General features: G+C 41.1%; 19 protein-coding genes. 15 read left to right on the forward strand and 4 right to left on the reverse strand.

Annotation, left to right across the window (positions count from 1 at the left end; translation table 11 throughout):
• Positions 1 to 24: 24 nt before the first annotated feature.
• Positions 25 to 945: a DUF979 domain-containing protein gene (locus tag RU93_RS05450; RefSeq protein WP_071874605.1), complete on the reverse strand. Its 921-nt coding sequence runs from the start codon at positions 943 to 945 to the stop codon at positions 25 to 27.
• Positions 942 to 1640 carry a DUF969 domain-containing protein gene (locus RU93_RS05455; RefSeq protein WP_071874606.1) on the reverse strand — a complete coding sequence of 233 codons (699 nt, stop codon included), beginning with the start codon at positions 1638 to 1640 and terminating at the stop codon, positions 942 to 944. The genes RU93_RS05450 and RU93_RS05455 overlap by 4 nt, the downstream gene beginning before the upstream one ends.
• A 228-nt stretch (positions 1641 to 1868) precedes the next feature.
• On the opposite strand from RU93_RS05455, the gene RU93_RS05460 reads away from it, so the two are divergent.
• From RU93_RS05460 to RU93_RS05470, 3 genes are all read left to right on the forward strand, one after another.
• A complete protein-coding gene (locus tag RU93_RS05460) occupies positions 1869 to 2279 on the forward strand; it encodes a DUF4809 family protein (RefSeq protein WP_071874607.1) in 411 nt (136 codons plus the stop codon).
• 75 nt (positions 2280 to 2354) lie between these two features.
• Entirely contained in the window at positions 2355 to 2858 is a 504-nt protein-coding gene (locus tag RU93_RS05465) for a VanZ family protein (protein ID WP_245785370.1), read from the forward strand.
• Positions 2859 to 2873: 15 nt separating this feature from the next.
• Positions 2874 to 3599: a YebC/PmpR family DNA-binding transcriptional regulator gene (locus RU93_RS05470; protein WP_071874609.1), complete on the forward strand. Its 726-nt coding sequence runs from the start codon at positions 2874 to 2876 to the stop codon at positions 3597 to 3599.
• Between the two features lie 563 nt (positions 3600 to 4162).
• Here the strand turns inward: RU93_RS05470 and RU93_RS05475 are convergent.
• Both RU93_RS05475 and RU93_RS05480 read right to left on the reverse strand, forming a co-directional pair.
• A complete protein-coding gene (locus RU93_RS05475; protein WP_071874610.1) occupies positions 4163 to 5584 on the reverse strand; it encodes a L,D-transpeptidase family protein in 1422 nt (473 codons plus the stop codon).
• 201 nt (positions 5585 to 5785) lie between these two features.
• Positions 5786 to 6781, reverse strand: a complete 996-nt coding sequence (locus tag RU93_RS05480; protein ID WP_071874611.1) for an L-lactate dehydrogenase — start codon at positions 6779 to 6781, stop codon at positions 5786 to 5788.
• Positions 6782 to 7132: 351 nt separating this feature from the next.
• On the opposite strand from RU93_RS05480, the gene pth reads away from it, so the two are divergent.
• The 12 genes from pth to lysS all read left to right on the forward strand — a co-directional run bounded on the left by pth (position 7133) and on the right by lysS (position 21929).
• Positions 7133 to 7693 carry an aminoacyl-tRNA hydrolase gene (gene pth / locus RU93_RS05485; protein ID WP_071874612.1) on the forward strand — a complete coding sequence of 187 codons (561 nt, stop codon included), beginning with the start codon at positions 7133 to 7135 and terminating at the stop codon, positions 7691 to 7693.
• Positions 7694 to 7705: 12 nt separating this feature from the next.
• Positions 7706 to 11239, forward strand: coding sequence for a transcription-repair coupling factor (gene mfd / locus RU93_RS05490; protein ID WP_071874613.1), 3534 nt, complete (start codon positions 7706 to 7708; stop codon positions 11237 to 11239).
• A gap of 21 nt (positions 11240 to 11260) precedes the next feature.
• Positions 11261 to 12859: a putative polysaccharide biosynthesis protein gene (locus RU93_RS05495; protein WP_071874614.1), complete on the forward strand. Its 1599-nt coding sequence runs from the start codon at positions 11261 to 11263 to the stop codon at positions 12857 to 12859.
• On the forward strand, positions 12849 to 13115 hold the full coding sequence (locus RU93_RS05500) for an RNA-binding S4 domain-containing protein (protein ID WP_071874615.1): 267 nt from the start codon (positions 12849 to 12851) through the stop codon (positions 13113 to 13115). The genes RU93_RS05495 and RU93_RS05500 overlap by 11 nt, the downstream gene beginning before the upstream one ends.
• A 66-nt stretch (positions 13116 to 13181) precedes the next feature.
• Positions 13182 to 13574 carry an FtsB family cell division protein gene (locus RU93_RS05505; RefSeq protein ID WP_071874616.1) on the forward strand — a complete coding sequence of 131 codons (393 nt, stop codon included), beginning with the start codon at positions 13182 to 13184 and terminating at the stop codon, positions 13572 to 13574.
• 78 nt (positions 13575 to 13652) lie between these two features.
• Complete coding sequence (locus RU93_RS05510) at positions 13653 to 14114, forward strand: S1 domain-containing RNA-binding protein (protein ID WP_071874617.1); 462 nt, start codon at positions 13653 to 13655, stop codon at positions 14112 to 14114.
• 118 nt (positions 14115 to 14232) lie between these two features.
• A complete protein-coding gene (gene tilS / locus RU93_RS05515; protein WP_071874618.1) occupies positions 14233 to 15612 on the forward strand; it encodes a tRNA lysidine(34) synthetase TilS in 1380 nt (459 codons plus the stop codon).
• Between the two features lie 19 nt (positions 15613 to 15631).
• Positions 15632 to 16180: a hypoxanthine phosphoribosyltransferase gene (gene hpt / locus RU93_RS05520; protein WP_071874619.1), complete on the forward strand. Its 549-nt coding sequence runs from the start codon at positions 15632 to 15634 to the stop codon at positions 16178 to 16180.
• Positions 16181 to 16247: 67 nt separating this feature from the next.
• Complete coding sequence (gene ftsH / locus RU93_RS05525) at positions 16248 to 18299, forward strand: ATP-dependent zinc metalloprotease FtsH (protein WP_071874620.1); 2052 nt, start codon at positions 16248 to 16250, stop codon at positions 18297 to 18299.
• 141 nt (positions 18300 to 18440) lie between these two features.
• Positions 18441 to 19334, forward strand: coding sequence for an Hsp33 family molecular chaperone HslO (hslO, locus tag RU93_RS05530; protein ID WP_071874621.1), 894 nt, complete (start codon positions 18441 to 18443; stop codon positions 19332 to 19334).
• Positions 19335 to 20327, forward strand: a complete 993-nt coding sequence (gene dusB / locus RU93_RS05535) for a tRNA dihydrouridine synthase DusB (protein ID WP_071874622.1) — start codon at positions 19335 to 19337, stop codon at positions 20325 to 20327. It abuts the gene before it with no gap.
• Between the two features lie 108 nt (positions 20328 to 20435).
• On the forward strand, positions 20436 to 21929 hold the full coding sequence (gene lysS / locus RU93_RS05540; protein ID WP_071874623.1) for a lysine--tRNA ligase: 1494 nt from the start codon (positions 20436 to 20438) through the stop codon (positions 21927 to 21929).
• The last annotated feature ends 472 nt before the right edge of the window (positions 21930 to 22401 follow it).

Here is a 22401-nt window from a genome sequence, read left to right on the forward strand (position 1 = left end):
CTTCATTTTCCTTTCTAAATGGGATTAAAATGCTAAGAAATACATTAAAGCAATGTGAATGACTAATAAAATACCAGCTGTCGGTGCTTGGGCTTTGATCACACCGTTCGGATCTTTCATCTCTAACAAAGCGACAGGCAAGGCATTAAAGTTTGCAGCCATTGGTGTGACTAACGTTCCACAAAAACCAGCCGTCATCGCGAGGGTTCCGGCAATGACGGGATCGCCACCTTGGGCAATCACAAACGGAATCCCAATACCTGCTGTAATTACGGTAAAAGCGGCGAAGGCATTTCCCATAATCATAGTGAATAGCGCCATGCCGACACAATAAGCGACGACACCGATGAATCGATTACCTTCAGGGATGAAACCGGAAATCGCATTGGAAATCACGTCTCCCACGCCTGCAACTGTGAAAACAACGCCTAGTGCGGCTAATAATTGGGGTAAGATCCCGACTGTTCCAACGGCTTGAATCATCCGATCGGTATCATCTAATACCGTTTTTGGTGAAGCTTTTGTTAAAAAGACAGCAACCAGTAACGCGACGACAGAGGCAATGCCAATCCCAACTTGGCCTCCGAGTGGTGTATAGGAAATCCCTACCGCGACCGCAGCTAATGCGACTGCAGGGAAGAAAATCCAACTGCCAATCCGCTGCGCTCCAGCTTGTCCTTCTTCTTCAGTGATCGTCGCTGTTTTCCCGACTTTGACTTGTTTGAATAAGGTTAAGGCACCCATAATCGTTAATAATACGCCAGAAATCAAGAATGGAATGTAATTTCCAGCAGCGAAAATGATTCCTAATAGTAACCAAAAAAGACTTGTTCCAATTCGTGCGGGATTCGTTTGATCCTTAAACGTTCGAACGGCCGTCATCATGAGTAATAAGCCAATCAGAATGTAGAAAAACTCAAGAATTAGATTAATGGTTTCTGTCATGATTTTTGTCCTCCTTTTGATGATTTTTTGCCATATTTACGATCCATTTTAAGATCAAATAGGAAGTTATCGATCGCGATGAGGACGAAGCTAATGCCTGCGATAATGAGCGCGACTAAGACGATTGACGTTGCTTGGACCTCATAACCTAACGAAGTCAAGGTTCCGCTAATGAGCAAGACACCTGCTGAAGCAGCAAACGTATTTTGTGCAAAGAAGTTCGCAAAGTTTTCATTCGCAGCGGACTTAGCCTTAATGATTTCTTCGTCAGCTTCTGAAATCTTGCCGTAACGCGCATTCGCTGCTGCTTGTGCCATAGGATTGACAATCGGGCGAACAAATTGCGGTTGCGCTGAAAGACGGATACCGAAGAGTCCAGCTAATTGACGAATCAGTGCGTACAACGTAATAAAACGACCCGTCGTTAACCCCTTCATTTTTTCAATCAAAATAACCGCTTGTTGACGCAAACCAAATCGCTCTGAAATGCCAATCATCGGTAACGTTAGCAAGAAAATCGTCACGATGCGATTTTTGACAAAAGCTTCCCCTAAAAGGGTGAAAAATTCTGTGATGGAAATCCCAGAAACAAGCGCCGTAGTGAAGGCGGCAATAATAACGACAGCAATCGTATCAAACTTAAAAATAAAGCCGACAAGAATAATTAAGATACCAATCAATTTAATCCATTCCATCTGTTTTCTCTCCTTTAATCATATTTTTTTATTCAAGAAAAGTATACGAAAAAATAACAAAAAAAGATATCTTAAACGCTTTAAAAGGCATGGATTATCAGCTTTTTCTTGCTAAAGTCTTTGAATTTTTTCATTTTTTCACTAATTAAAGCGTATCCAGAGAACTAGCCAGTCAGAAAAAATAATGTTAAGATAATCACAAATGTAATCGAAGGAGCGAATAAAAAAATGGAAGTAAACATTACTTGTACAACAGAATTAGTTCATGGGGGCTGTAATGCGTGTGCAATCACACCGTCTACGAGTTATTTAATTACCTTTGATCGCGCAACCTCAGGTATTCCTCTAGATACGCTAGATGTCGAATCGTTAGTCATGGCGGTGGCATTAAAAAATGGCTTTCGCCAAGAATTGATCCTGGATTTTGGAGATGAAGTGATTCTTTTTAAACGCGCAATGGCGATGGTGACGATGAAAGAAGAGTATGGTCAAATTACCTATGAATACCAAGGGAAAGTTCATCCAGTGAGACAAGTTAACGCTACACCTGAAGCGATTTTCGAGGAAACCAATCATATTTTAACCACTCTTTTTCAAATCGAGCCCGTCACCTTTACGATGGAAGAAGTCGAAGCTTAAAATACGTTCAAAAGCAGTATACGAGGATGCCATTCCTATGTAAAAATGCTAAGATAGGTTTGAGGTGAGAAAATGATTCAAAAATATCGTAAAAATGGGCAACTTTACCTACTCATTAGCTTCGTGATGATGGGCGTATTATTTTATAGTTCTTCGCAAACCTATGAACAACAATCGCAAATTGGGTTACTATCAAACCTATTAAAGAATGAACCTTTTAAAGCACAGTTGTCCGGCGTTTCTTTTATTTATGCTGGTAGTGAAGTGAGTATTGAAAAAAGTGGGTACTTTTCTTTCATCGAATTTTTTATTCGTAAAGGTGCACATTTTGGGACGTACTTGATTTTAGGAAGTAGTTTTTTTCTAGGATTAATCCCCCGAATGAAAAACTTCTTGTTAGTCGCATTTTTTAGCTGGCTATCGGCAACGGGCTATGCGGCACTGGATGAATTTCATCAAATGTTAACGGGTGGACGAACGCCGCTCTTTCAAGACGTCATCCTAGATTCTCTAGGAGCCTTAACTGGGGTCTTGATTTGTTGGCTCGTTCTTGGAATCAAAGAAAAGCGAATCATATAAAGGAGGAGTTTGTTGATGGCAGGCCATAGTAAATGGAAAAATATTCAAGGGCGTAAAAACGCACAGGATGCCAAACGCGGGAAAATTTTTCAAAAACTTTCGCGCGAAATTTTTATTGCTGCAAAAAATGGTGGTGAGGATGTCGCGACAAATCCAGCGTTACGTTTGGCGGTTGATAAGGCACGCGCAGCCAATATGCCAAATGATAATGTAGAACGGGCAATCAAAAAAGCCACGAGTTCAACGGATGGCGCAAATTATGCTGAAATCACGTATGAAGGCTATGGTCCCGGGGGCGTGGCTATTCTGGTTGAAACACTGACGGATAATCGTAATCGCACGGCGACTAATGTTCGAGTGGCATTTAATAAAAATGGCGGGAGCTTAGGTGAGACCGGTTCGGTTAACTACTTATTTGATCGCAAAGGCTATATTGCGATTGAAAGAGCGCATAGTTCTTTAACGGAAGAAGAGCTCTTTGAAAAAGTCTTAGATCTAGGGGCTGAAGACTTTGTGGCTTCCGAAGAAGGGTTTGAAATCTATAGCGCACCGGAAAATTTTGTAGCGTTGCGTGATGCCTTAGAGCAAGAAATGACATTAGCGCGGGCCGAATTAGCGATGATTCCTCAAACGACAATCGCCTTAAGTGATGACCAACAGCAACAATTAGACCAGTTAATCGAAAAATTAGAAGATGATGATGATGTTACCGAAGTGTATACCTCTGTGGAAGTATCCTAGCTTGCACACAGGTATATCGGAGCAAACAAGTATCATTTGAACCAAAAAAAGCAGGAGCATTTTTTGCCCCTGCTTTTTTTGGTTGGATAACTTTTAGTGTTGATGACTGAGATTCGTATCATTGTTCAACACTATTTCTGGGTATATTATTTTTAGTGTCGATGGATACATCGCTATATTATTTTCTTTTATCATTTCTTTCATTTTTGACAAAATAAGCATCAAAAAGAGAATAGGCACTAGCGGACCGGAGAAAAATGCCTTGTGTCAGCTGCGTCAAAAGACGAAATGTGAATTACTCTAGGTTCGTGCTTGAGCACTTACCTAGAGTTTGAAGCTTTCGAGCTGAGAGTCACGCGGAGGCCTGATACTGTATCCGTAACTCGCTTTGCTCGAACGGCTTCAGCAACCTAGGCTCGAAGCGGTCTCGCTGCTTCCACCATAAGGTAATTTTTCGTAGGGTAGCGCGAGATTCCATCAACACTATTTGCCGAAGAGCCTTTTTATTTGATTCTCCTGAGTGACTTGTCAGATAAAGGCTTTCGGGTGAGTCAACGTGGGTATTAAAAAACGAGTACCGGTGTACCGACTTCAACCATTTCATAAAGTTCTTTCATCACGCCAGGAGGAGTGTTGATACAGCCGTGTGAGCCAACCGTTTTCCAAAGTTCGCCACCATATGCGGGTTGCCAATCAGAATCGTGAATGCCAACGCCTGTCCAATCAATTGGTAACCAATAATCTACAGGGGAAGCATATTTACTCCCATCATCGTTAACACCTCGTAATACTTCATCACGCGCTTTATTCCAGACATAAAAAACACCTGCTGGAGTCAACGTAGTCGGTTTACCCGTTACGATATCTGTTTCTAGCATGACTTTACCGTCTTTGTAGTACCACATATGTTGATTGACCATATCAATTTCAATATAAGTAGCACCAAAGAGTGGACTACTTGCATTCGCACTCCCTTGGGCAATTGGTGAACGCGTAAAGGCTTCTCCGGCTAAAATATCAGCCATCAGTGCATCGGTTTCGCTATCAGGAGCGATCGTCCAACTAAGGGAACCTGCTGGAACACTGACTTCCCCACGTAACGTACTATTGAAGTTCGAAGGATTGGTACTAGTGTTGTAATCTGCCCCTAGTTGCGTGACGTATTGGTAGACTTTCTCTCGGTCTAACGTGACGTCCCCTTCTTGATAAATAATCCAATCTTCAATCAACTCTGACGGAATTTGGAAAGAAACCCCATTAATCACATAGGTCGCTTCGACGGTGGCGATGCGTGTAATTTGGGCTAACTCTTCTTTTAACGCCGGATCGTCTGCTGTGACACTTGGTTTTTCGACAAACTCATTCAATTCAAGGGTTGAATTTCCTGAAAGAAGTTGCTCTTTGGCAGCTGTCAGCGCTTTTGCGACATCAATCGTTTCTCCTTGGACTTCTGGGGTAATCGAAAAACCGTCTTCTCCTCGAGTCAAGGTTGCATCTTTCGTTGGGGTTAACGTTTGATTCCACTTGGTTAGGTCAGCTTCTAATTGAGCGTAGCGTTCGTCTAGTTGTTTTTCATCGAATGCTGCCTCGCCTAAATCAAGGGTTTCCTTACCACTAACCATCCGTCCTCCCCAAGACCAAGGGTTTTGTTCGTCTAATAATTGAGTCAATTCCTCCGAAAAATCGGTGTGCAGACCAAATTCTGTTTTTTTAATCGATTGCCACTCTTGATCGTTCACTAAAAGCGTAAAAGAGAGATCATCATAGGTTTTATTTAGTTTTTGATTCACTTCATCAGCCGTCAAACGACTCACATTGAGGTCGCGGATATAAGTATTTGGTAAAAATTGCGTTTGATAAGTGTTTGCTTGGTAGGCATAACCTAAACCTGCGAGCACTATCAGACCTAGAGATAGGCCCAGACCGATAATCAGCGGACGCTTTTTGGAGACATCCTTATGTGAACGGCGCTTTGAATGAGACATTTAGTAAATCAGCTCCATTTTTTGTTTATAGTATACCAATTTATCTTATCATATCCCGGAATGAAAGAGAAATTAGAAAACACGAGTCTAAGGAAAAGTTAAGGATTCAGTTAAATGGGCAATAAAATCCCCCTTCAAAAAACAATCATGTTTTTGAAGGGGGATTCGTAAGATTAATTTTTTAACCAAAAACTAAGGTGACTATGCTTGGTTTTCTAAAGCATCTTCTTCTTCAAGTTTCGCAAATGCGGCATTTAAAATCTCTTTTAACTGACTTGCAGAAGCGGTCATGCGGTCTTGTTCTCCATCAGTTAAGGGGATTTCAATGACTTGTTTGATTCCTTGCGCATTGATAATCGCAGGTGAACCAATATAAATATCGTCGAGGCCATACTCGCCATCAACATAAACAGAAAGTGGAAGAACAGCATTTTCGTTATCTAAAATCGCTTGGGTAATGCGCGCGAGTGACACGGCAATTCCGTAAAAAGTGGCGCCTTTCTTTTCAATAATGTCATAGGCTGCATCGCGAACGCTAAAGAATAAGTTTACCATCGCTTCTTCATCAATTTCTGGATGGGCCATGACCCAATCGTAAATAGGCAGACCCGCCACATTGGCATGAGACCAAACTGGGAATTCAGAGTCGCCATGTTCACCTAAAATGTAGGCATGTACATTTCGTGCATCGACTTCTAAGAGATCACTCAATGCTTGACGGAAACGAGCGCTATCAAGTGATGTACCAGAACCAATGACTTTTTCTTTTGGAAAACCAGAAAACTTCCACGTCGAATAAGTCAGAATATCAACGGGATTAGACGCTACAAGGAAAATACCATTAAAACCTGAAGCTACAATTTCTTTTACAACAGCACGGTTAATTTTTAAGTTTTTATGAACGAGATCTAAGCGGGTCTCACCAGGTTTTTGGGCAGCACCAGCAGTAATCACGACAATATCAGCATCATGAGCATCGGAGTAGTCTGCAGCATAGATTTTTTTAGGAGAAGTAAAAGCAAGGGCATGAGAGAGATCCATCGCATCGCCTTGGGCTTTTGCACGATTAATATCAATAATTCCGATTTCTTGGGCGATATTTTGAGCAACTAACGCAAAGGCATAGCTTGAACCAACGGCACCATCGCCGACTAGAATAATTTTTTGGTTATCTGTATTTCCATTTGTCTCTGTCATAACTTTATCAACCTTCCTGGTTATTAGTTTGATTCACCTTTATGCTATCATTTGAGCGCCTATTTGTCATCTACTATCCAATGAAAGTCGGATGATTTTCGGCGGATTGTTCGCTTTAGCGTTCAATCAATGAAAAAGAGTGACTGAATGTAAAATTTTATCAAATTAACAGTCAATGTGAGGGGAATATCGCTTGTCTATGGTATAATTATTATGTTTGTAAAATGGAACACAGAATAAAGTGAGTAACGACCATGAATGAAGGTGCGAAAAAGAGTGAAAATCCTTTTCCAGCTTCCCCTTTTGCGTTGCTCTCCTTTTTTAGAATAAATCGTAATGAGGTCGATAAAGATGAAAATGATTGTTGGACTAGGCAATCCAGGTAAGAAATATGAACAAACAAAACACAATGTCGGATTCCGTGTCGTTGATGCATTAGCCAAGGAATATGAAGCTACTTTTCAAAAAAATCCGTTTGAAGCCCAAGTGGCGACATTTTTTTTAAACGGTGAAAAGATTATTCTTGTCAAACCGCAAACATATATGAATGATTCGGGTCGTGCGGTGGGCCCCTTAATGACGTATTTAGGTGTTGAATTGACGGAGTTAGTCGTGGTGTATGATGATTTAGATTTAGCTTTAGGAAAAATTCGGTTGCGTCAAAAAGGAAGCGCTGGCGGCCATAATGGGATGAAGAGCTTAATTTCGCATTTAGGCAGTCAAACGTTTAATCGGATTAAAATCGGCATTGATCGTCCAACAAAAGGGCAAACAGTCGTCAATCACGTCTTGAGTCCATTTAGAAAAGAAGAAGAAACATTGATTGAACAAAGCTTAGATAAAAGTGTCAATGCCTTGATAGATTATTTGAGGGGACAAGATTTTCTAGCTACGATGAATCGTTTTAACTAGTGAGGAGTAGAAATGAATATAATCAATATTGTCAATAAAAATCCGTTGTTTGCTCAGTGGCAACAACAGTTGAAAGAAGGCACTCCACGGCAATTGCTCACAGGCTTGTCTGGTTCCGCGAAAACGTTAGCGATTGCTGGTGCCTATCGTCAGTTAGACCAACCGATTTTGGTGGTAACGGCGAACTTGTTTTACGCGTATCAATTAGCAGAAGATCTACGAAATGTAGAAGAAGAAGTCTATGTCTTTCCGGTGAACGAAGTGATTTCGGCGGAGATGGCTTTTTCTTCTCCAGAAGCCAAAGCGGAGCGCATTACGACACTTAATGCGATTGCTGCCGGTAAACGCGGGATTTATATTATCCCGGCTGCTGGTATTCGTAAATTTTTACCGGATAAAAAAACGTGGCAAAGTCATCAATTTCATTGGAAAATTGGGAGTGAGATTGACCGTGAAGGGTTAGCACAAGCACTTGTTTTAATGGGATATGAACGTCAAGGAATGATTGGCAAGCCAGGGGAGTTTAGTCTTCGTGGAAGTATTATCGATATTTATCCGTTAGATACTCAATATCCTGTGCGTGTGGAGTTATTTGATACCGAGATTGATTCGCTACGTTACTTTGATGCTGAGACGCAGCGCTCAGTTGAAACGATCGAAGCGATACAAATTTCACCAACAAGTGATTTGGTTTTTTCAAAAGAAGATTTAGAAGTGGGGCAACAACGAGTCGCTGAAAAATTAACGAAACGCTTAGCCGTCACCCAAGACCGTGGACAACAACAAATTCTGACTGATCGTTTTGCGCAACTAACGACTGCGTGGCAAGCAGGAATTCCAGGCGAAGAAGCCTTTTTATACACAGATTTATTGTATCAAACGAAGCAGACAATCATTGATTATTTCCCGTTAACAACGTTGCTAATGGTCGATGATTATCCTCGGATTATGGAAACTAATCGGGAAATGATTCGTGAAGAAGCCGAGTGGCAAACCCAAAAAATCGCGGACTTGGTTGTTTTTTCGGATCAAGTGTTCGGCGGCGATTTGCAGCATCTTTTAAGCAACACAGCCTTTCCGACGACTTATTTCTCACTCTTTCAAAAAGGGATGGGGAACTTACGCTTTCAAGTCGTTCATCCGTTCCAATATCGCCCCATGCAACAATTTTTTGGGCAAATGGGCTTACTGAAAACAGAGGTCGATCGCTGGGAGAAACAACAAAAAACAGTCATTTTTCTAGTGAGTGATCATGAACGGGCACAGCGCTTAGAAGCGCAATTTCGCGAACATCAAATTTATGCGGTTGAGACATCTGGTGACCGTATTTTTACAGGACGCACACAAATTGTCCAAGGAGCTTTGCAAGCGGGCTTTGAACTACCACAAGATCAACTTGTTATCGTGACGGAGAAAGAAATCTTCCAAAAAGTGACGAAAAAACGGGCACGGCGTCAAACAATCTCGAATGCGGAACGACTAAAAAGTTATAATGAGTTAAAACCTGGCGATTTTGTCGTCCATGTTAACCATGGGATTGGAAAGTATTTAGGAATGGAAACGATTGAAATTGATGGTGTTCACCAAGATTACATCACGATTTTATATCAAAATGAAGACAAACTCTTTATTCCTGTAACCCAGTTAAATCTGGTTCAAAAATATGTGGCATCCGAGTCCAAGCAACCGAAAGTGAACAAACTTGGTGGAAACGAATGGGCGAAAACCAAGCGCAAAGTAGCCACTAAAATTGAAGATATTGCCGATGACCTGATCGCGCTCTATGCAAAACGTGAAGCGGAAAAAGGGTATGCGTTTGCTCGTGATGATGCCTATCAAAAAGAATTTGAAGATGCCTTTCCTTATGGCGAAACGGAAGATCAACTGCGCAGCACCGCTGAAATTAAACGAGACATGGAAAACGCGAAGCCGATGGATCGTTTATTAGTAGGAGATGTCGGTTTTGGGAAGACGGAAGTGGCCTTACGCGCAGCTTTCAAAGCGATTAAAGAAAATAAACAGGTGGCTTTTTTAGTGCCAACGACGATTTTAGCGCAACAACACTATGATACGATGTTAAGTCGTTTCGAGAATTTTCCCGTCGAAATCGATATGTTAAGTCGTTTTCGAACGAAAAAACAACAAGAAGAAACAATGGAAAAAATTCGTAAAGGTCAAGTCGATATTGTCGTGGGAACGCACCGGATTTTGTCAAAAGACGTCGAATTTGCTGACTTGGGCTTATTGATTGTCGATGAGGAGCAACGTTTTGGGGTGAAACATAAAGAGCGCTTAAAACAATTGCGTTCTCAAGTAGACGTTCTAACGTTAACGGCGACGCCAATTCCGCGGACCTTACATATGTCGATGCTCGGTGTCAGAGATTTATCCGTGATTGAAACGCCACCGTTGAATCGTTATCCGATTCAAACATACGTGATGGAAACCAATCCAGGTGCGATTCGAGAAGCCATCTTGCGCGAAATGTCGCGCGAAGGCCAAGTCTTTTATCTCTACAATCGCGTCGCAACGATTGAGCAAAAAGTAGCAGAATTACAAGAGCTCGTACCGGAAGCCCGTATTGGCTACGCGCATGGTCAAATGACTGAAATTCAGTTAGAAAACACGCTATTTGATTTCATCGAAGGACAATACGATGTGCTCGTCTCAACGACCATTATTGAAACGGGTGTCGATATTCCGAACGCGAATACACTCTTTGTTGAAGATGCCGATTACATGGGACTTGCGACCTTGTACCAATTACGCGGTCGAGTGGGACGAAGTAATCGCGTGGCGTATGCTTACTTCATGTATCAACAACAAAAAATCTTAACAGAAGTCAGCGAAAAACGGCTCCAAGCCATCAAAGACTTTACGGAACTTGGATCGGGTTTTAAAATTGCGATGCGAGATTTGTCGATTCGAGGTGCGGGGAATTTACTAGGTGCGCAGCAACACGGCTTCATTGATTCGGTCGGATTTGATTTATACTCTCAGATGTTGACAGAAGCTGTCCAACGTAAACAAGGAAAAAATACGCAAACGGAAAAAACATCCGTTGAAATTGATTTAGGAATTGATGCCTACTTACCAACGACGTATATTGAAGACGAGCGTCAAAAAATTGAAATCTATAAACGGATTCGAGAACTTGAAACCATCGATATGCTTGATGAACTACAAGATGACTTAATGGACCGCTTTGGGGAGTATCCAGATGAGGTCGCGCATCTTCTAGCGGTTGGAGAATTAAAAATGAATGGCGATCGGGCGTTGCTTGAGCGCATTCGCAAACAAGAGCAACTGATCACGGTCGTCTTGAGTAAAGTGGGCACCAAAGCGTATACTGTGGAGCAACTCTTTAAATCATTAGGCCATACGAAATTAAAAGCGACACTAGGCGTTGAAAAAGAACAAATGCACTTGAAGCTTACAATTCCTAACGGGATGAAAACAATGGTCTGGTTACATGAAGTACAAAGCTTTGTCGCTGATTTACGCAAAGAGAGATACCAAACAATGAAAGAAAAAACGACACAATAATCGGAGATGCTGGAGGATAGGATGAAAAAGCAGCCATTAAAATCAATGATGCACGGCGCATTTGTCTTAACGATAGCGGCCTTTATAGCGAAAATTTTAAGCGCCGTTTATCGTGTCCCCTTACAAAATCTCGTGGGGGACGAAGGATTTTATGTTTACCAACAGGTCTATCCTCTTTATGGGATTGCCATGACTTTGGCGCTGACGGGCTTACCGCAATTCATTGCCAAGTATGTCGCAGAACAAGAAGCGACACCAGATCAGTCGACGCAGTTGCAACAACTCGCGAGTTTTGTGACGCGACTGAGCCTGTTATTGTGGGCGCTGATTTTCTTCTTTAGTCAACCGATTGCGACACTCATGGGGGATGGCGCCTTAGGACCAAGTATTCGGGTCGCTTCCTTGACCTTCTTACTCATTCCGCCTTTAGCAATGTATCGTGGCTGGCTTCAAGGAAATTTGATCTTAGTCCCAACGGCGATTTCTCAAGTCGCCGAACAATTTATCCGAGTTGGCATTATTTTGGTCGCGGCAATGAGTTTTCGTCGACTCGATTGGAATATTTATCAAGTCAGTCAAGTTGCGATGATTGGGTCATTTATCGGAGGAATCGTAGCGTGTGTCATTTTATTTCGTTATTATCGACGGGCCAATCCTCAACAGACCAATCACCTGAGTGCGCTCTTTACTCAAAAGACGGAAAAAACCTGGCGTCGTCGCTTCTTTATCGAAGGAGGATTTGTCTCCATCTACAGTGGATACTTAATCTTGTTACAATTGATTGATTCTTTTTTACTTGTCAACATCTTAGAAAAAAGAGGCTTAAGCCCACTTGACGCTCGGATTGAAAAAGGCGTTTTTGATCGTGGCCAACCATTAGTACAATTAGGATTAGTGGTAGCATTAGCATTGGGGACCAGTTTTGTTCCGATGTTAACGCGCTATTTAAAAGAAAAAGATACGTCCGAATTTCTTTTTTCCGCGCGCCTCTATTTACGTCTGACGACAACGATTGGTCTAGCGGCCTCTGTCGGATTGGCGTTAGTAATGCCGTATATGAATTATACGTTGTTTAAAGATCGAGCCGGCAATGATGTCTTGCGTGTTTTTGTGTTCTCTGTCGGTTTGATGGCCATCGTTCATGGCTATCAAAGTATTGCGCAAAGTCAAAACCATTTTCGGAAAGCATTAAAGGCTGCGGCTTTTGGCTTACTCGCTAAACTCATTTTCACGCCTTTACTGGTGTATTTTTTAGGAACAATGGGCGCCAGTCTAGCCATGTTGCTTGCATTAAGTGTCGTATTGATGGCGTTGGTTCAGCAAGAACAGCCGAGCATTAATGCCTTTTGGCGGGAAGATCATTTTGGCCTTCGCTTGCTTTTAGCCCTTGCCGTCATGAGTATGAGTATTTTGCTGGTCTATGGGGGATTAACCTTCCTCTTTGGTGGTGTACTGCATCGCCGAACAGCGCTACTTCGGACGTTAGTCGGTGTTTTTGTCGGTATCGTTAGTTTTGGTCTATCATTAGTGTATTTAAAAGTGTTTACGATAGAAGAGTGGGCAGTGATTCCTTTTGGGAAAAAAATCGTACAGAAAGTTGGAAGAAAACATGAGACTTGATAAATTTTTGAAAATTTCACGGATTATTAAACGACGTTCGGTTGCCAAAGAAGTGGCGGATAAAGGCCGTATCCAGATCAACGGGAAACTAGCGAAGTCAAGTACGTCGATTAAAGTCGGCGATCAAATGCAAATTCAGTTTGGGAATCGAATCGTCTTATACGAAATTAAAGAATTACACGAATCAACGAAAAAAGAGGATGCAGCACAAATGTATGTCATCCTTTCTGAGACAAAACAAGAAGATTTTGCATAAATTAGGTTAGACAAGCCTTTAGTATGTTGGTATAATGAAACAGACAATCATGATTGGAGGTCCAGTATGAGTCAAGAAGAGCAAACGAACTTACAATTTTTAGATAATGAATACGCCCAGCAACATTATGCTGTTCAAGCGAAAAAACGTCGGGAGATTATTTTTCGTCGTCGCCGTTTAGCGGTCTTCTTCAGTCTTGCGGCTGTCATCTTTGTGAGCATAGGTATTTCGCTTTATAATGACTCTTTACGTCTCCAAAATCTAGAGCGTTATAAGGAAGAAACGATTGCCGAGCAACAAGCAATCAAAGAAAATAAAGCGGCTTTAGAACAAGAAGTTGCCTTATTGCAAGATGAAGATTATGTTGCAAAAATTGCACGTGAACGTTTCTTGTATTCGAAAGAAGGAGAGCTAGTATTTCCTTTGCCAGGTACAGAAGTAGACACGGCGAAAGAGTAAAGATGTGAATCGCTACAAAATATTTTGTAGTTGAAGAATAAATAAAAGGTTCAGAATATTAGGAGGAACATAGGTTTTATGTCAATCGAAGTTGGAGCGAAATTAAAAGGAAAAGTATCAGGGATTACAAATTTTGGTGCGTTTATTGATTTGGGAGCAGGTAAAACAGGTTTAGTTCATATTAGTGAAGTGTCAAACGGCTTTGTAAAAGATATTAATGAAGTGTTAAAAGTCAAAGATGAAGTAACAGTAGTAGTGACAACGGTTGGAAACGATGGCAAAATTGGTCTGTCAATCCGTAAGGCACAAGATAACCCGCCAGAAGAGAAACGTGAATTCCCTAAAAAAGAATTTCAACGTCCTCAAGCCAAAAAACCATACGTTAAAAATCAAAATCAGAATCAAAATACGAATAACCCAGGAAAAGACGACTTCGATTCATTGATGAGTTCATTCTTAAAAGACAGTGATGACCGCTTATCAACATTACGTCGTAGCACAGAAGGTAAGCGCGGAGGCCGTGGCGGTCGCCGCAACTAATCAAAATCAGAATAAACAGGTGGCAGTCAATGAAGATTGATGAATCAGGCCTCCTGTTTTTTCTGTATTCGTGTAAAATATCAGTCAATGTTTTCTATAGAAAGGATGGGTCGCGGATATGTTGGTCGAAAAAGTGAGAAAGCTCGCGCTTGAACAGGCTTTATGGCAACCAAATACGCGAATCTTAATTGCGGTCTCAACAGGCGTCGATTCAATGGTTCTTTTAGACCTAATGGAACAATTAAAAAAAACAGGCGTCGAAATTGGCGTCGCGCACATCAATCACCACTTTCGCGAGCAATCACAAGAAGAGGAAGCTTTTCTCGCGGACTATTGCCGAGAGCATCAACTTCCTTTTTACTGTGAACAGTTGACCGTTACCCTCATTTCAAATGTGGAAGCACAAGCTAGAGACTTTCGTTATGCATTTTTTGAGAAAATAATGAAAGAACAACAGTATGACGTCTTACTGACAGCGCACCACAGTGATGATCAAACTGAAACGATGTTAATGAAAATGATTCGAACCGGAGAATTATTTGCCAGCCAAGGAATTGTACTCAATCAATCTTTTGGTCCAGGGAGATTGGTACGACCTTTGTTATATCAGTCTAAAAGTGAATTGTTAGACTATGCACATCAACACCAACTTCGATATTTTGAAGATGAAACGAATGCAACGCTGGAGTATCAACGAAATCGACTGCGCCATCAAGTCTTGCCGCTCTTTAAAGAAGAAAATCCTCAAGTTCTGGCTCATTTTCAACAACTTTCTGAGCAAATTCAATTAGTGGAAAGCTGGGTCAACCAAGCACAAGCACAATGGGAAAAAGAAGCAATGCTGATCACGTCACAGAGACTCATGATTGACTTAGCTTGGTATAAGAAGCGCTCGGAAGTCGAACAAACGTTTTTTCTAGCAGATGTGGGGAAAAAAGCGCAGCAGCTGTTTGACTTGCCGATTTCAAAGAAACAACTAAAGCAAGTTGAAAAACTGTTGAAAACGACGAATTCCCAGTGGACACTGGATTTAGTCGCTGATTGGCAAGTTGTTCGACGCTATGAAAAACTCCTATTACAAAAAAGAGAGCAGACTGGTGCTATTGCCAAAGCGCAAACGCTCATCCTTGGCGAAGGGATCTTCCTATCGGAGAAAGAATGGCTTGGTCTATTTTTACCAGGAGAAGAGAAAATTCTAGAAAAAGTCAAAGATTGGTCAGAATTTCGCCAAGAAGTCGTGCTAGAATCAGTTAAAGGATTGACCGTTTGTAAACGTCAAGCAGGGGATCGGATTTCTTTAACGCCCTACTTGACGAAGAAGATATCGCGTTATTTTATCGATCAAAAAATACCCATGAATCAAAGAGAATCTTCATGGGTACTCAAGGATGAAAATAAAAAAGTTTTGGCGATACTTCCTTTTGTGCTTTCCTATTTGAGTATTGGGAAAGAAACTGATAAAATACACTACGTACTTCTTTTTAAATACCAGAAGTAAAGATTGGAAGGAGATCCTTATGTTAGAAAAAGATATAGAAAAAGTATTAATCTCGCGAGAAGAAATTAGTCAACGTTGTGCTGAATTAGGTGCGGTTTTAACAGAAGAATACCAAGGGAAAAACCCATTAGTGATCGGAGTATTAACAGGTGCAGTCCCATTTATGGCGGATATTATTCGTGAAATGGATTGTCAGTTAGAAATGGATTTTATGGACGTTTCGAGTTACGGCAATGCACTCGTATCGTCTGGTGAAGTCAAAATCATTAAAGATTTAGATACGAACGTTGAAGGACGTGATATCCTTGTCGTAGAAGATATCATTGACAGCGGTCGGACGTTAGCTTACTTAGTGGACTTATTTAAATACCGCAAAGCAAACTCAGTGAAGATTGTGACCTTGTTAGATAAACAAGAAGGTCGTGTGGTAGATATTAAAGCAGATTACGTGGGCTTTGATGTTCCAAATGAGTTTGTGGTGGGCTATGGTTTAGACTTCATGGGTCATTATCGCAATCTTCCTTACGTTGGTGTCTTAAAACCAAGTATTTACAAACCCATTAATTGAGCGTTTCCAAAGTAAGGCAAATCAAGTATAATGGTTAAAAGCAGATAAAATGTCAAGGAGGAACTGCATGAACAATAAAAACAAGGGAACCGTTAGGAATACCCTTTATTATGTGCTGATTTTATTAGCAATGGTTATGGTGGTGTACTTTTTCCTCGGAAATGGAAACAGCCAAACACCTGAAATTGAATATTCGAAATTTGTCCAACAATTAAAAAATGGTGATATTAAAGAATTTAAAATTCAACCAGCTAATGGTGTCTACCGAATCACAGGAGAATATGCAGAAGAACAATCAATCGAAAACAATAATGGATTGAGTGTTTTAGGTTCAACGCAAGCGTCAACTACGCGTTTTACGACTATTATCTTACCGAATGATTCAACGTTAGAAAATATTACCTCTGTTGCAAGAGAAAATGGGATTGCAACGGTTATTGCAGAAGAATCAACAAGCGGCATCTGGGTGTCCTTGTTAGTTAGTTTCTTACCACTCGTGATTTTCATCTTCTTCTTCTATATGATGATGAGTCAACAAGGTGGCGGCGGTGGCGGCGGCGGTGGCCGTGGCGTCATGAACTTTGGGAAGTCCAAAGCGAAAGAAGCCGATAAAAAAGATGTCAAAGTTCGTTTTTCTGACGTTGCAGGAGCAGAAGAAGAAAAACAAGAACTCGTTGAAGTGGTCGAGTTCCTAAAAGATCCGCGTCGTTTCGTAGCATTAGGTGCACGAATTCCGGCAGGGGTACTCTTAGAGGGACCTCCGGGAACCGGTAAAACCTTATTAGCGAAAGCTGTTGCCGGTGAAGCAGGCGTTCCGTTTTATTCGATTTCAGGTTCTGACTTCGTGGAAATGTTCGTTGGGGTCGGTGCAAGCCGTGTCCGTGACTTATTTGAAACAGCGAAGAAAAATGCACCAGCTATTATCTTTATTGATGAGATTGATGCAGTCGGTCGTCAACGTGGTGCTGGAATGGGCGGCGGTCACGATGAGCGTGAGCAAACTTTAAACCAGTTATTAGTTGAAATGGATGGTTTTGGTGGAAACGAAGGCGTGATTGTGATTGCGGCAACCAACCGTTCAGATGTTTTAGACCCTGCTTTATTACGTCCAGGTCGTTTTGACCGTCAAATCTTAGTCGGTCGTCCAGATGTTAAAGGGCGTGAAGCGATTTTACGTGTGCATGCACGTAATAAACCGTTAGCACAAGATGTCGATTTAAAAATCGTCGCACAACAAACCCCTGGATTTGCTGGGGCGGAATTAGAAAACGTCTTAAACGAAGCGGCGCTAGTAGCTGCACGTCGTAATAAAAAACAAATTGATGCTTCCGATATCGATGAAGCCCAAGATCGTGTGATTGCGGGACCAGCGAAAAAAGATCGTGCCATTAACAAAAAAGAACGTGAGATGATTGCGTACCATGAAGCAGGACATACAATCTGTGGCTTAGTCTTAAGTCGTGCTCGTTTTGTCCATAAAGTAACTATTATTCCTCGTGGACGTGCTGGCGGTTATATGATCGCTTTACCAAAAGAAGATCAATTCCTTCATACAAAAGAAGATATGTTTGAACAAATCGTTGGATTACTCGGTGGACGTGTGGCAGAAGAAGTATTCTTCAACGTTCAATCAACCGGCGCTTCCAATGACTTTGAACAAGCGACTGCGTTAGCAAGAAGTATGGTAACAGAATATGGCATGAGTGATTTAGGTCCCGTTCAATATGAGGGTAATCATCAAGTCTTTGTCGGCCGTGACTATGGTCAGACAAAAGCTTACTCAGAGCAAGTTGCCTTTGAAATTGATCAAGAAGTTCGTAAAATCTTAATTTCTGCTCATGATAAAGCACGTGAAATTATCGAAGCGCACCGTGAGAAAAACGAATTAATTGCTCAAAAATTACTTGAGTTTGAAACCCTGGATGCCAAAGCGATCAAAGCTTTGTTCGAAACAGGTGAAATGCCCGCTGATTTTAATGCGGATGAATTCCCGAGTGAGCGTGTTCAATCCTACGAAGAAGCCAAACGTGCTTTGGAAGAAAAAGATGCGCAAAAACAAGTGGAAGAACAACATGAAGTAGAAGAAGAAAAGAAAGAAGCCGATGATTCGGTGGAATAATCGCTTTTGGTGAGATCTCTCGAGTTGAGAGGTCTCACTTCTTTTTCGATTAAAAAGCTAAAAGAATTCAATCATCAAAGTTGAAAAAAGAGAAAGATACGAGTATGATTCATGAAGTAAATACGAAGGAGAGAAAAATAAATGAATGATTATTTAACAAAAGCACTCGTTTACGGTGGCTCGATCCGTGCCTATGCACTGAATGCGACGAAAACCGTTTCCGAAGCGCAAAAAAGACATGAGACTTGGCACACTTCTTCTGCAGCTTTAGGGCGTGCTTTAATTGGAACATTACTATTAAGTAATAGTAGTTTAAAAAACGATGACCGGTTAACGGTTAAAATCCAAGGAGACGGACCTGCGGGAGCGATCATTATCGATGGCGATGCCAAAGGGAATGTCAAAGGATATATTCAAAACCCTCACGTGAGTCTTGACTCAAATGAATATGGGAAAATTGATGTACGAGGTGCTGTTGGGACGCAAGGCATCTTTACCGTCATTAAAGATTTAGGCTTAAAAGAGCCATTTTCTGGTCAAGTACCGATTGTTTCTGGTGAACTAGGAGAGGATTTCACCTATTACCTCGCAGCTTCTGAACAAATTCCTTCAGCAGTTGGTTTAAGCGTGTTAGTCGATAAAGATGAATCAATCAAAGCTGCTGGCGGCTTTATGATTCAAGTAATGCCAGGTGCTAGTGAAGAAGTGATTGGTAATTTAGAAGAGAAGTTAGCGAAGATGCCCCCAATTTCTGATTTAATCGCTGCTGGAAATACACCAGAGGAAATCTTAGAATTGATCTTTGAGGGCGAATCAATCATGTTCTTGGAAGAAATGCCGGTTCAATTTACGTGCGATTGTTCAAAAGAGAAGTTTTCAAAAGCGATGATTACGCTTGGTTACCAAGAATTACAAGCGATGATTGATGAAGATCATGGAGCAGAAGCTGTTTGCTCATTCTGTAATGAAAAATATCAATTTGATGAAGCTGGATTAGTCGCGTTGCAACAAGAAATTACTGGAGGCAACGAGTAAATGAACCACGGCTGGAAAATTGGTAATGTTGAGATTCCCAATCGTGTCGTTGTGGCACCAATGGCAGGGATTAGTAACTCTGCGTTTCGGGTGACGGTAAAAGAAGCCGGTGCGGGATTAGTGGTTTGTGAGATGATTAGTGATCAAGGAATTCACTTTCGTCACAAGAAGACGTTAGAAATGTTATACATTGATGAAACCGAGCATCCTTTAAGCGTTCAAATTTTTGGTGGTACAAAGGATTCGCTTGTTGAAGCAGCGAAGTTTGTCGCGGAAAATACGACAGCCGATATCATTGATATTAATATGGGCTGTCCAGTAAATAAGATTATTAAAGCTGAAGCAGGAGCAAAATGGCTCTTGGATCCAAATAAAGTCTATGAAATGGTCGAAGCAGTATCATCTGCCATCGAAAAGCCCGTTACCGTTAAGATGCGAATTGGTTGGGATGACGAACACGTTTTTGCCGTGGAAAATGCCCTCGCTGCACAAGCCGCTGGAGCAGCAGCTGTCGCAATGCATGGACGGACAAGGGTCCAAATGTATGAAGGCAAGGCTAATTGGGAAGTCTTACGCGAAGTTAGCCAACAATTGACGATTCCATTTATCGGTAACGGTGATGTAAAAACGCCTGAAGATGCTAAACGCATGTTAGATGAAGTGGGTTGTGATGCGGTGATGATTGGTCGAGCAGCTTTGGGGAATCCATGGATGATTCGCCGGACACAACATTATTTGGCAACAGGAGAGTTAATTGCAGAACCGACACCGCGTGAGAAAATTGAAACCGCGATTCTTCATTTAGATCGACTGATCGCTTTAAAAGGAGAATATATTGCAGTTCGCGAATTTAGACAACATGCTGCCTACTATTTAAAAGGGATTTCGCGTGCAGCGAAAGTCAAAGCAGCCATTAACCAAGCTGAGAGTCGTGAGGTTGTGGTTCCACTATTAGAAGCATTTTTAGAAAAAATCGAAAGCCAACCGATTTAAGCGAAAATTCCGAGCGGAAAAACAAGTGGTAGTTGAACTTCGACTTGCTTTTTCGTTCGTTCATTGGCATTATATAGAAGAAGTGAAAGACAGAACGGAGGATATCTCGTGACAGAAGAATCACAATTCCAAGAAGAATTAAACGACCAAATGATAGTTCGTCGTCAAAAAATGGAACAATTACAAAAAGAAGGTATTGATCCGTTTGGGCATCGTTTTGAACGGACCCATAATTCTGCTGAATTGCATGAATTATTTAATCAACGGTCAAAAGAAGAATTAAAAGAAATGGGTCTTTCTAGCAGTATTGCAGGAAGAATGGTTACAAAACGTGGTAAAGGGAAAGCTGGATTTGCTCATTTACAAGATCGTGATGGCCGTATCCAAATTTACGTGCGTAAAGATGAAGTGGGAGAAGATGCCTATGAAATCTTCAAGCATAGCGATTTAGGCGACTTTTTTGGTGTTACGGGTGAAATCATGAAAACTGATACCGGTGAAGTCTCCATCAAGGCGAAAGAAATTACGCTTTTATCAAAAGCGCTACGTCCTTTACCAGATAAGTATCATGGTTTAACCAACATCGAACAACGGTACCGTCAACGTTCGTTGGATCTAATCAGCAATAAAGAAAGTTTTGACCGTTTTGTTAACCGCAGTAAAATTATTAGTGAGATTCGTCGTTACTTAGATGGACAAGGATTTATCGAAGTCGAAACACCGGTCTTGCACAACCAAGCGGGTGGGGCAGCAGCTCGTCCGTTCATGACACACCACAACGCACTTGATATCGATTTGACAATGCGGATTGCTTTGGAATTACATTTAAAACGTTTAATCGTAGGTGGAATGGAAAAAGTTTACGAAATTGGTCGTGTTTTCCGTAATGAAGGAATCGATACGACACATAACCCGGAATTTACCATGTTAGAGTGTTACGCAGCTTACACGGACTATAAAGATATTATGAATCTAACAGAAGGTATTATTCGTCATGCAGCGACGAGTGTCTTAGGAACAGCTCAATTGACCTATGATGGCCAAGCGATTGATTTAGGCCCTTCTTTTGCGCGTGTTCATATGGCGGATGCTGTGAAAGAACAAACAGGTGTTGATTTTTGGAAACCAATGACAACAGAAGAAGCACATGCATTAGCTGAGAAGCATGAAGTGCCGATTACAAAAAATATGAGTGTTGGACATGTATTAAATGAATTCTTCGAAACGTTTGTGGAAGAAACATTACAAAATCCGACCTTTGTTTATGGTCATCCAGTCGAAGTTTCACCGCTTGCGAAGAAAAACCCTCAAGACCCTCGCTTTACTGATCGTTTTGAGTTATTCATCGTCGGTCGTGAATTTGCGAATGCCTTTACTGAATTGAACGACCCAATTGACCAAAGACAACGATTTGAAGCGCAAGAAAAAGAACGTGCTGATGGAAATGACGAAGCACATGGGGTAGATGAAGACTTCTTAGAAACATTAGAGTACGGTTTGCCACCAACCGGAGGTCTAGGAATCGGGATTGACCGTCTAGTTATGTTACTAACAGATGCACAATCGATTCGAGATGTCTTATTATTTCCAACAATGAGATAAAATAAAAGATGAAGTAAAAGGGTAGCGTTGAAAGGTTTTAACTTTCAATTCTATCCTTTTTTATTTAAAAACGAGTCTCATTTTTGAAAATATGGTTTAAAAACGAACAAATAAACAGTAGCTCAAGGTAAATAATCGGGAATTAATTATTTGTATAGAAGTCTATCAAAGCATTGACCTAAAGCCGTTTCCTTGGTATATTAATAGTTGTTGTAAACAATAAATTTTTTTAAAAAAAGTCATTGACGTTGGTAGCGCAAAATGCTATTATAATCAAGTCGCAATTTGGAATTAAAATAACAAAACTTAATTACAAAAAAATGTAAAAAAGTTATTGACATTTGTTCCAATGATTTGTTATTATAACTGAGTCGCTGATTGAGCGGTGTCAAAATAAATTAAAAAATATTTTTAATAAAGTGTTGACATTCAATTGAGATGCTGATATGATATAAAAGTTGCTAACGCGACA

Origin of the sequence: Enterococcus aquimarinus, from assembly GCF_001885765.1 — a bacterium.
GTDB classification, from domain to species: Bacteria; Bacillota; Bacilli; order Lactobacillales; family Enterococcaceae; genus Enterococcus_I; species Enterococcus_I aquimarinus.

Excerpts from the sequence above, each read along its gene's own strand:
- RU93_RS05500 (WP_071874615.1), top strand. The coding sequence starts at position 12,849 with ATGAGACTTGATAAATTTTTGAAAATTTCACGGATTATTAAACGACGT.
- RU93_RS05450 (WP_071874605.1), bottom strand. The coding sequence starts at position 945 with ATGACAGAAACCATTAATCTAATTCTTGAGTTTTTCTACATTCTGATT.
- RU93_RS05460 (WP_071874607.1), top strand. The coding sequence starts at position 1,869 with ATGGAAGTAAACATTACTTGTACAACAGAATTAGTTCATGGGGGCTGT.
- hslO (WP_071874621.1), top strand. The coding sequence starts at position 18,441 with ATGAATGATTATTTAACAAAAGCACTCGTTTACGGTGGCTCGATCCGT.
- RU93_RS05495 (WP_071874614.1), top strand. The coding sequence starts at position 11,261 with ATGAAAAAGCAGCCATTAAAATCAATGATGCACGGCGCATTTGTCTTA.
- dusB (WP_071874622.1), top strand. The coding sequence starts at position 19,335 with ATGAACCACGGCTGGAAAATTGGTAATGTTGAGATTCCCAATCGTGTC.
- hpt (WP_071874619.1), top strand. The coding sequence starts at position 15,632 with ATGTTAGAAAAAGATATAGAAAAAGTATTAATCTCGCGAGAAGAAATT.
- RU93_RS05505 (WP_071874616.1), top strand. The coding sequence starts at position 13,182 with ATGAGTCAAGAAGAGCAAACGAACTTACAATTTTTAGATAATGAATAC.
- RU93_RS05455 (WP_071874606.1), bottom strand. The coding sequence starts at position 1,640 with ATGGAATGGATTAAATTGATTGGTATCTTAATTATTCTTGTCGGCTTT.
- tilS (WP_071874618.1), top strand. The coding sequence starts at position 14,233 with ATGTTGGTCGAAAAAGTGAGAAAGCTCGCGCTTGAACAGGCTTTATGG.
- pth (WP_071874612.1), top strand. The coding sequence starts at position 7,133 with ATGAAAATGATTGTTGGACTAGGCAATCCAGGTAAGAAATATGAACAA.
- RU93_RS05475 (WP_071874610.1), bottom strand. The coding sequence starts at position 5,584 with ATGTCTCATTCAAAGCGCCGTTCACATAAGGATGTCTCCAAAAAGCGT.
- RU93_RS05470 (WP_071874609.1), top strand. The coding sequence starts at position 2,874 with ATGGCAGGCCATAGTAAATGGAAAAATATTCAAGGGCGTAAAAACGCA.
- ftsH (WP_071874620.1), top strand. The coding sequence starts at position 16,248 with ATGAACAATAAAAACAAGGGAACCGTTAGGAATACCCTTTATTATGTG.
- mfd (WP_071874613.1), top strand. The coding sequence starts at position 7,706 with ATGAATATAATCAATATTGTCAATAAAAATCCGTTGTTTGCTCAGTGG.
- RU93_RS05480 (WP_071874611.1), bottom strand. The coding sequence starts at position 6,781 with ATGACAGAGACAAATGGAAATACAGATAACCAAAAAATTATTCTAGTC.
- RU93_RS05510 (WP_071874617.1), top strand. The coding sequence starts at position 13,653 with ATGTCAATCGAAGTTGGAGCGAAATTAAAAGGAAAAGTATCAGGGATT.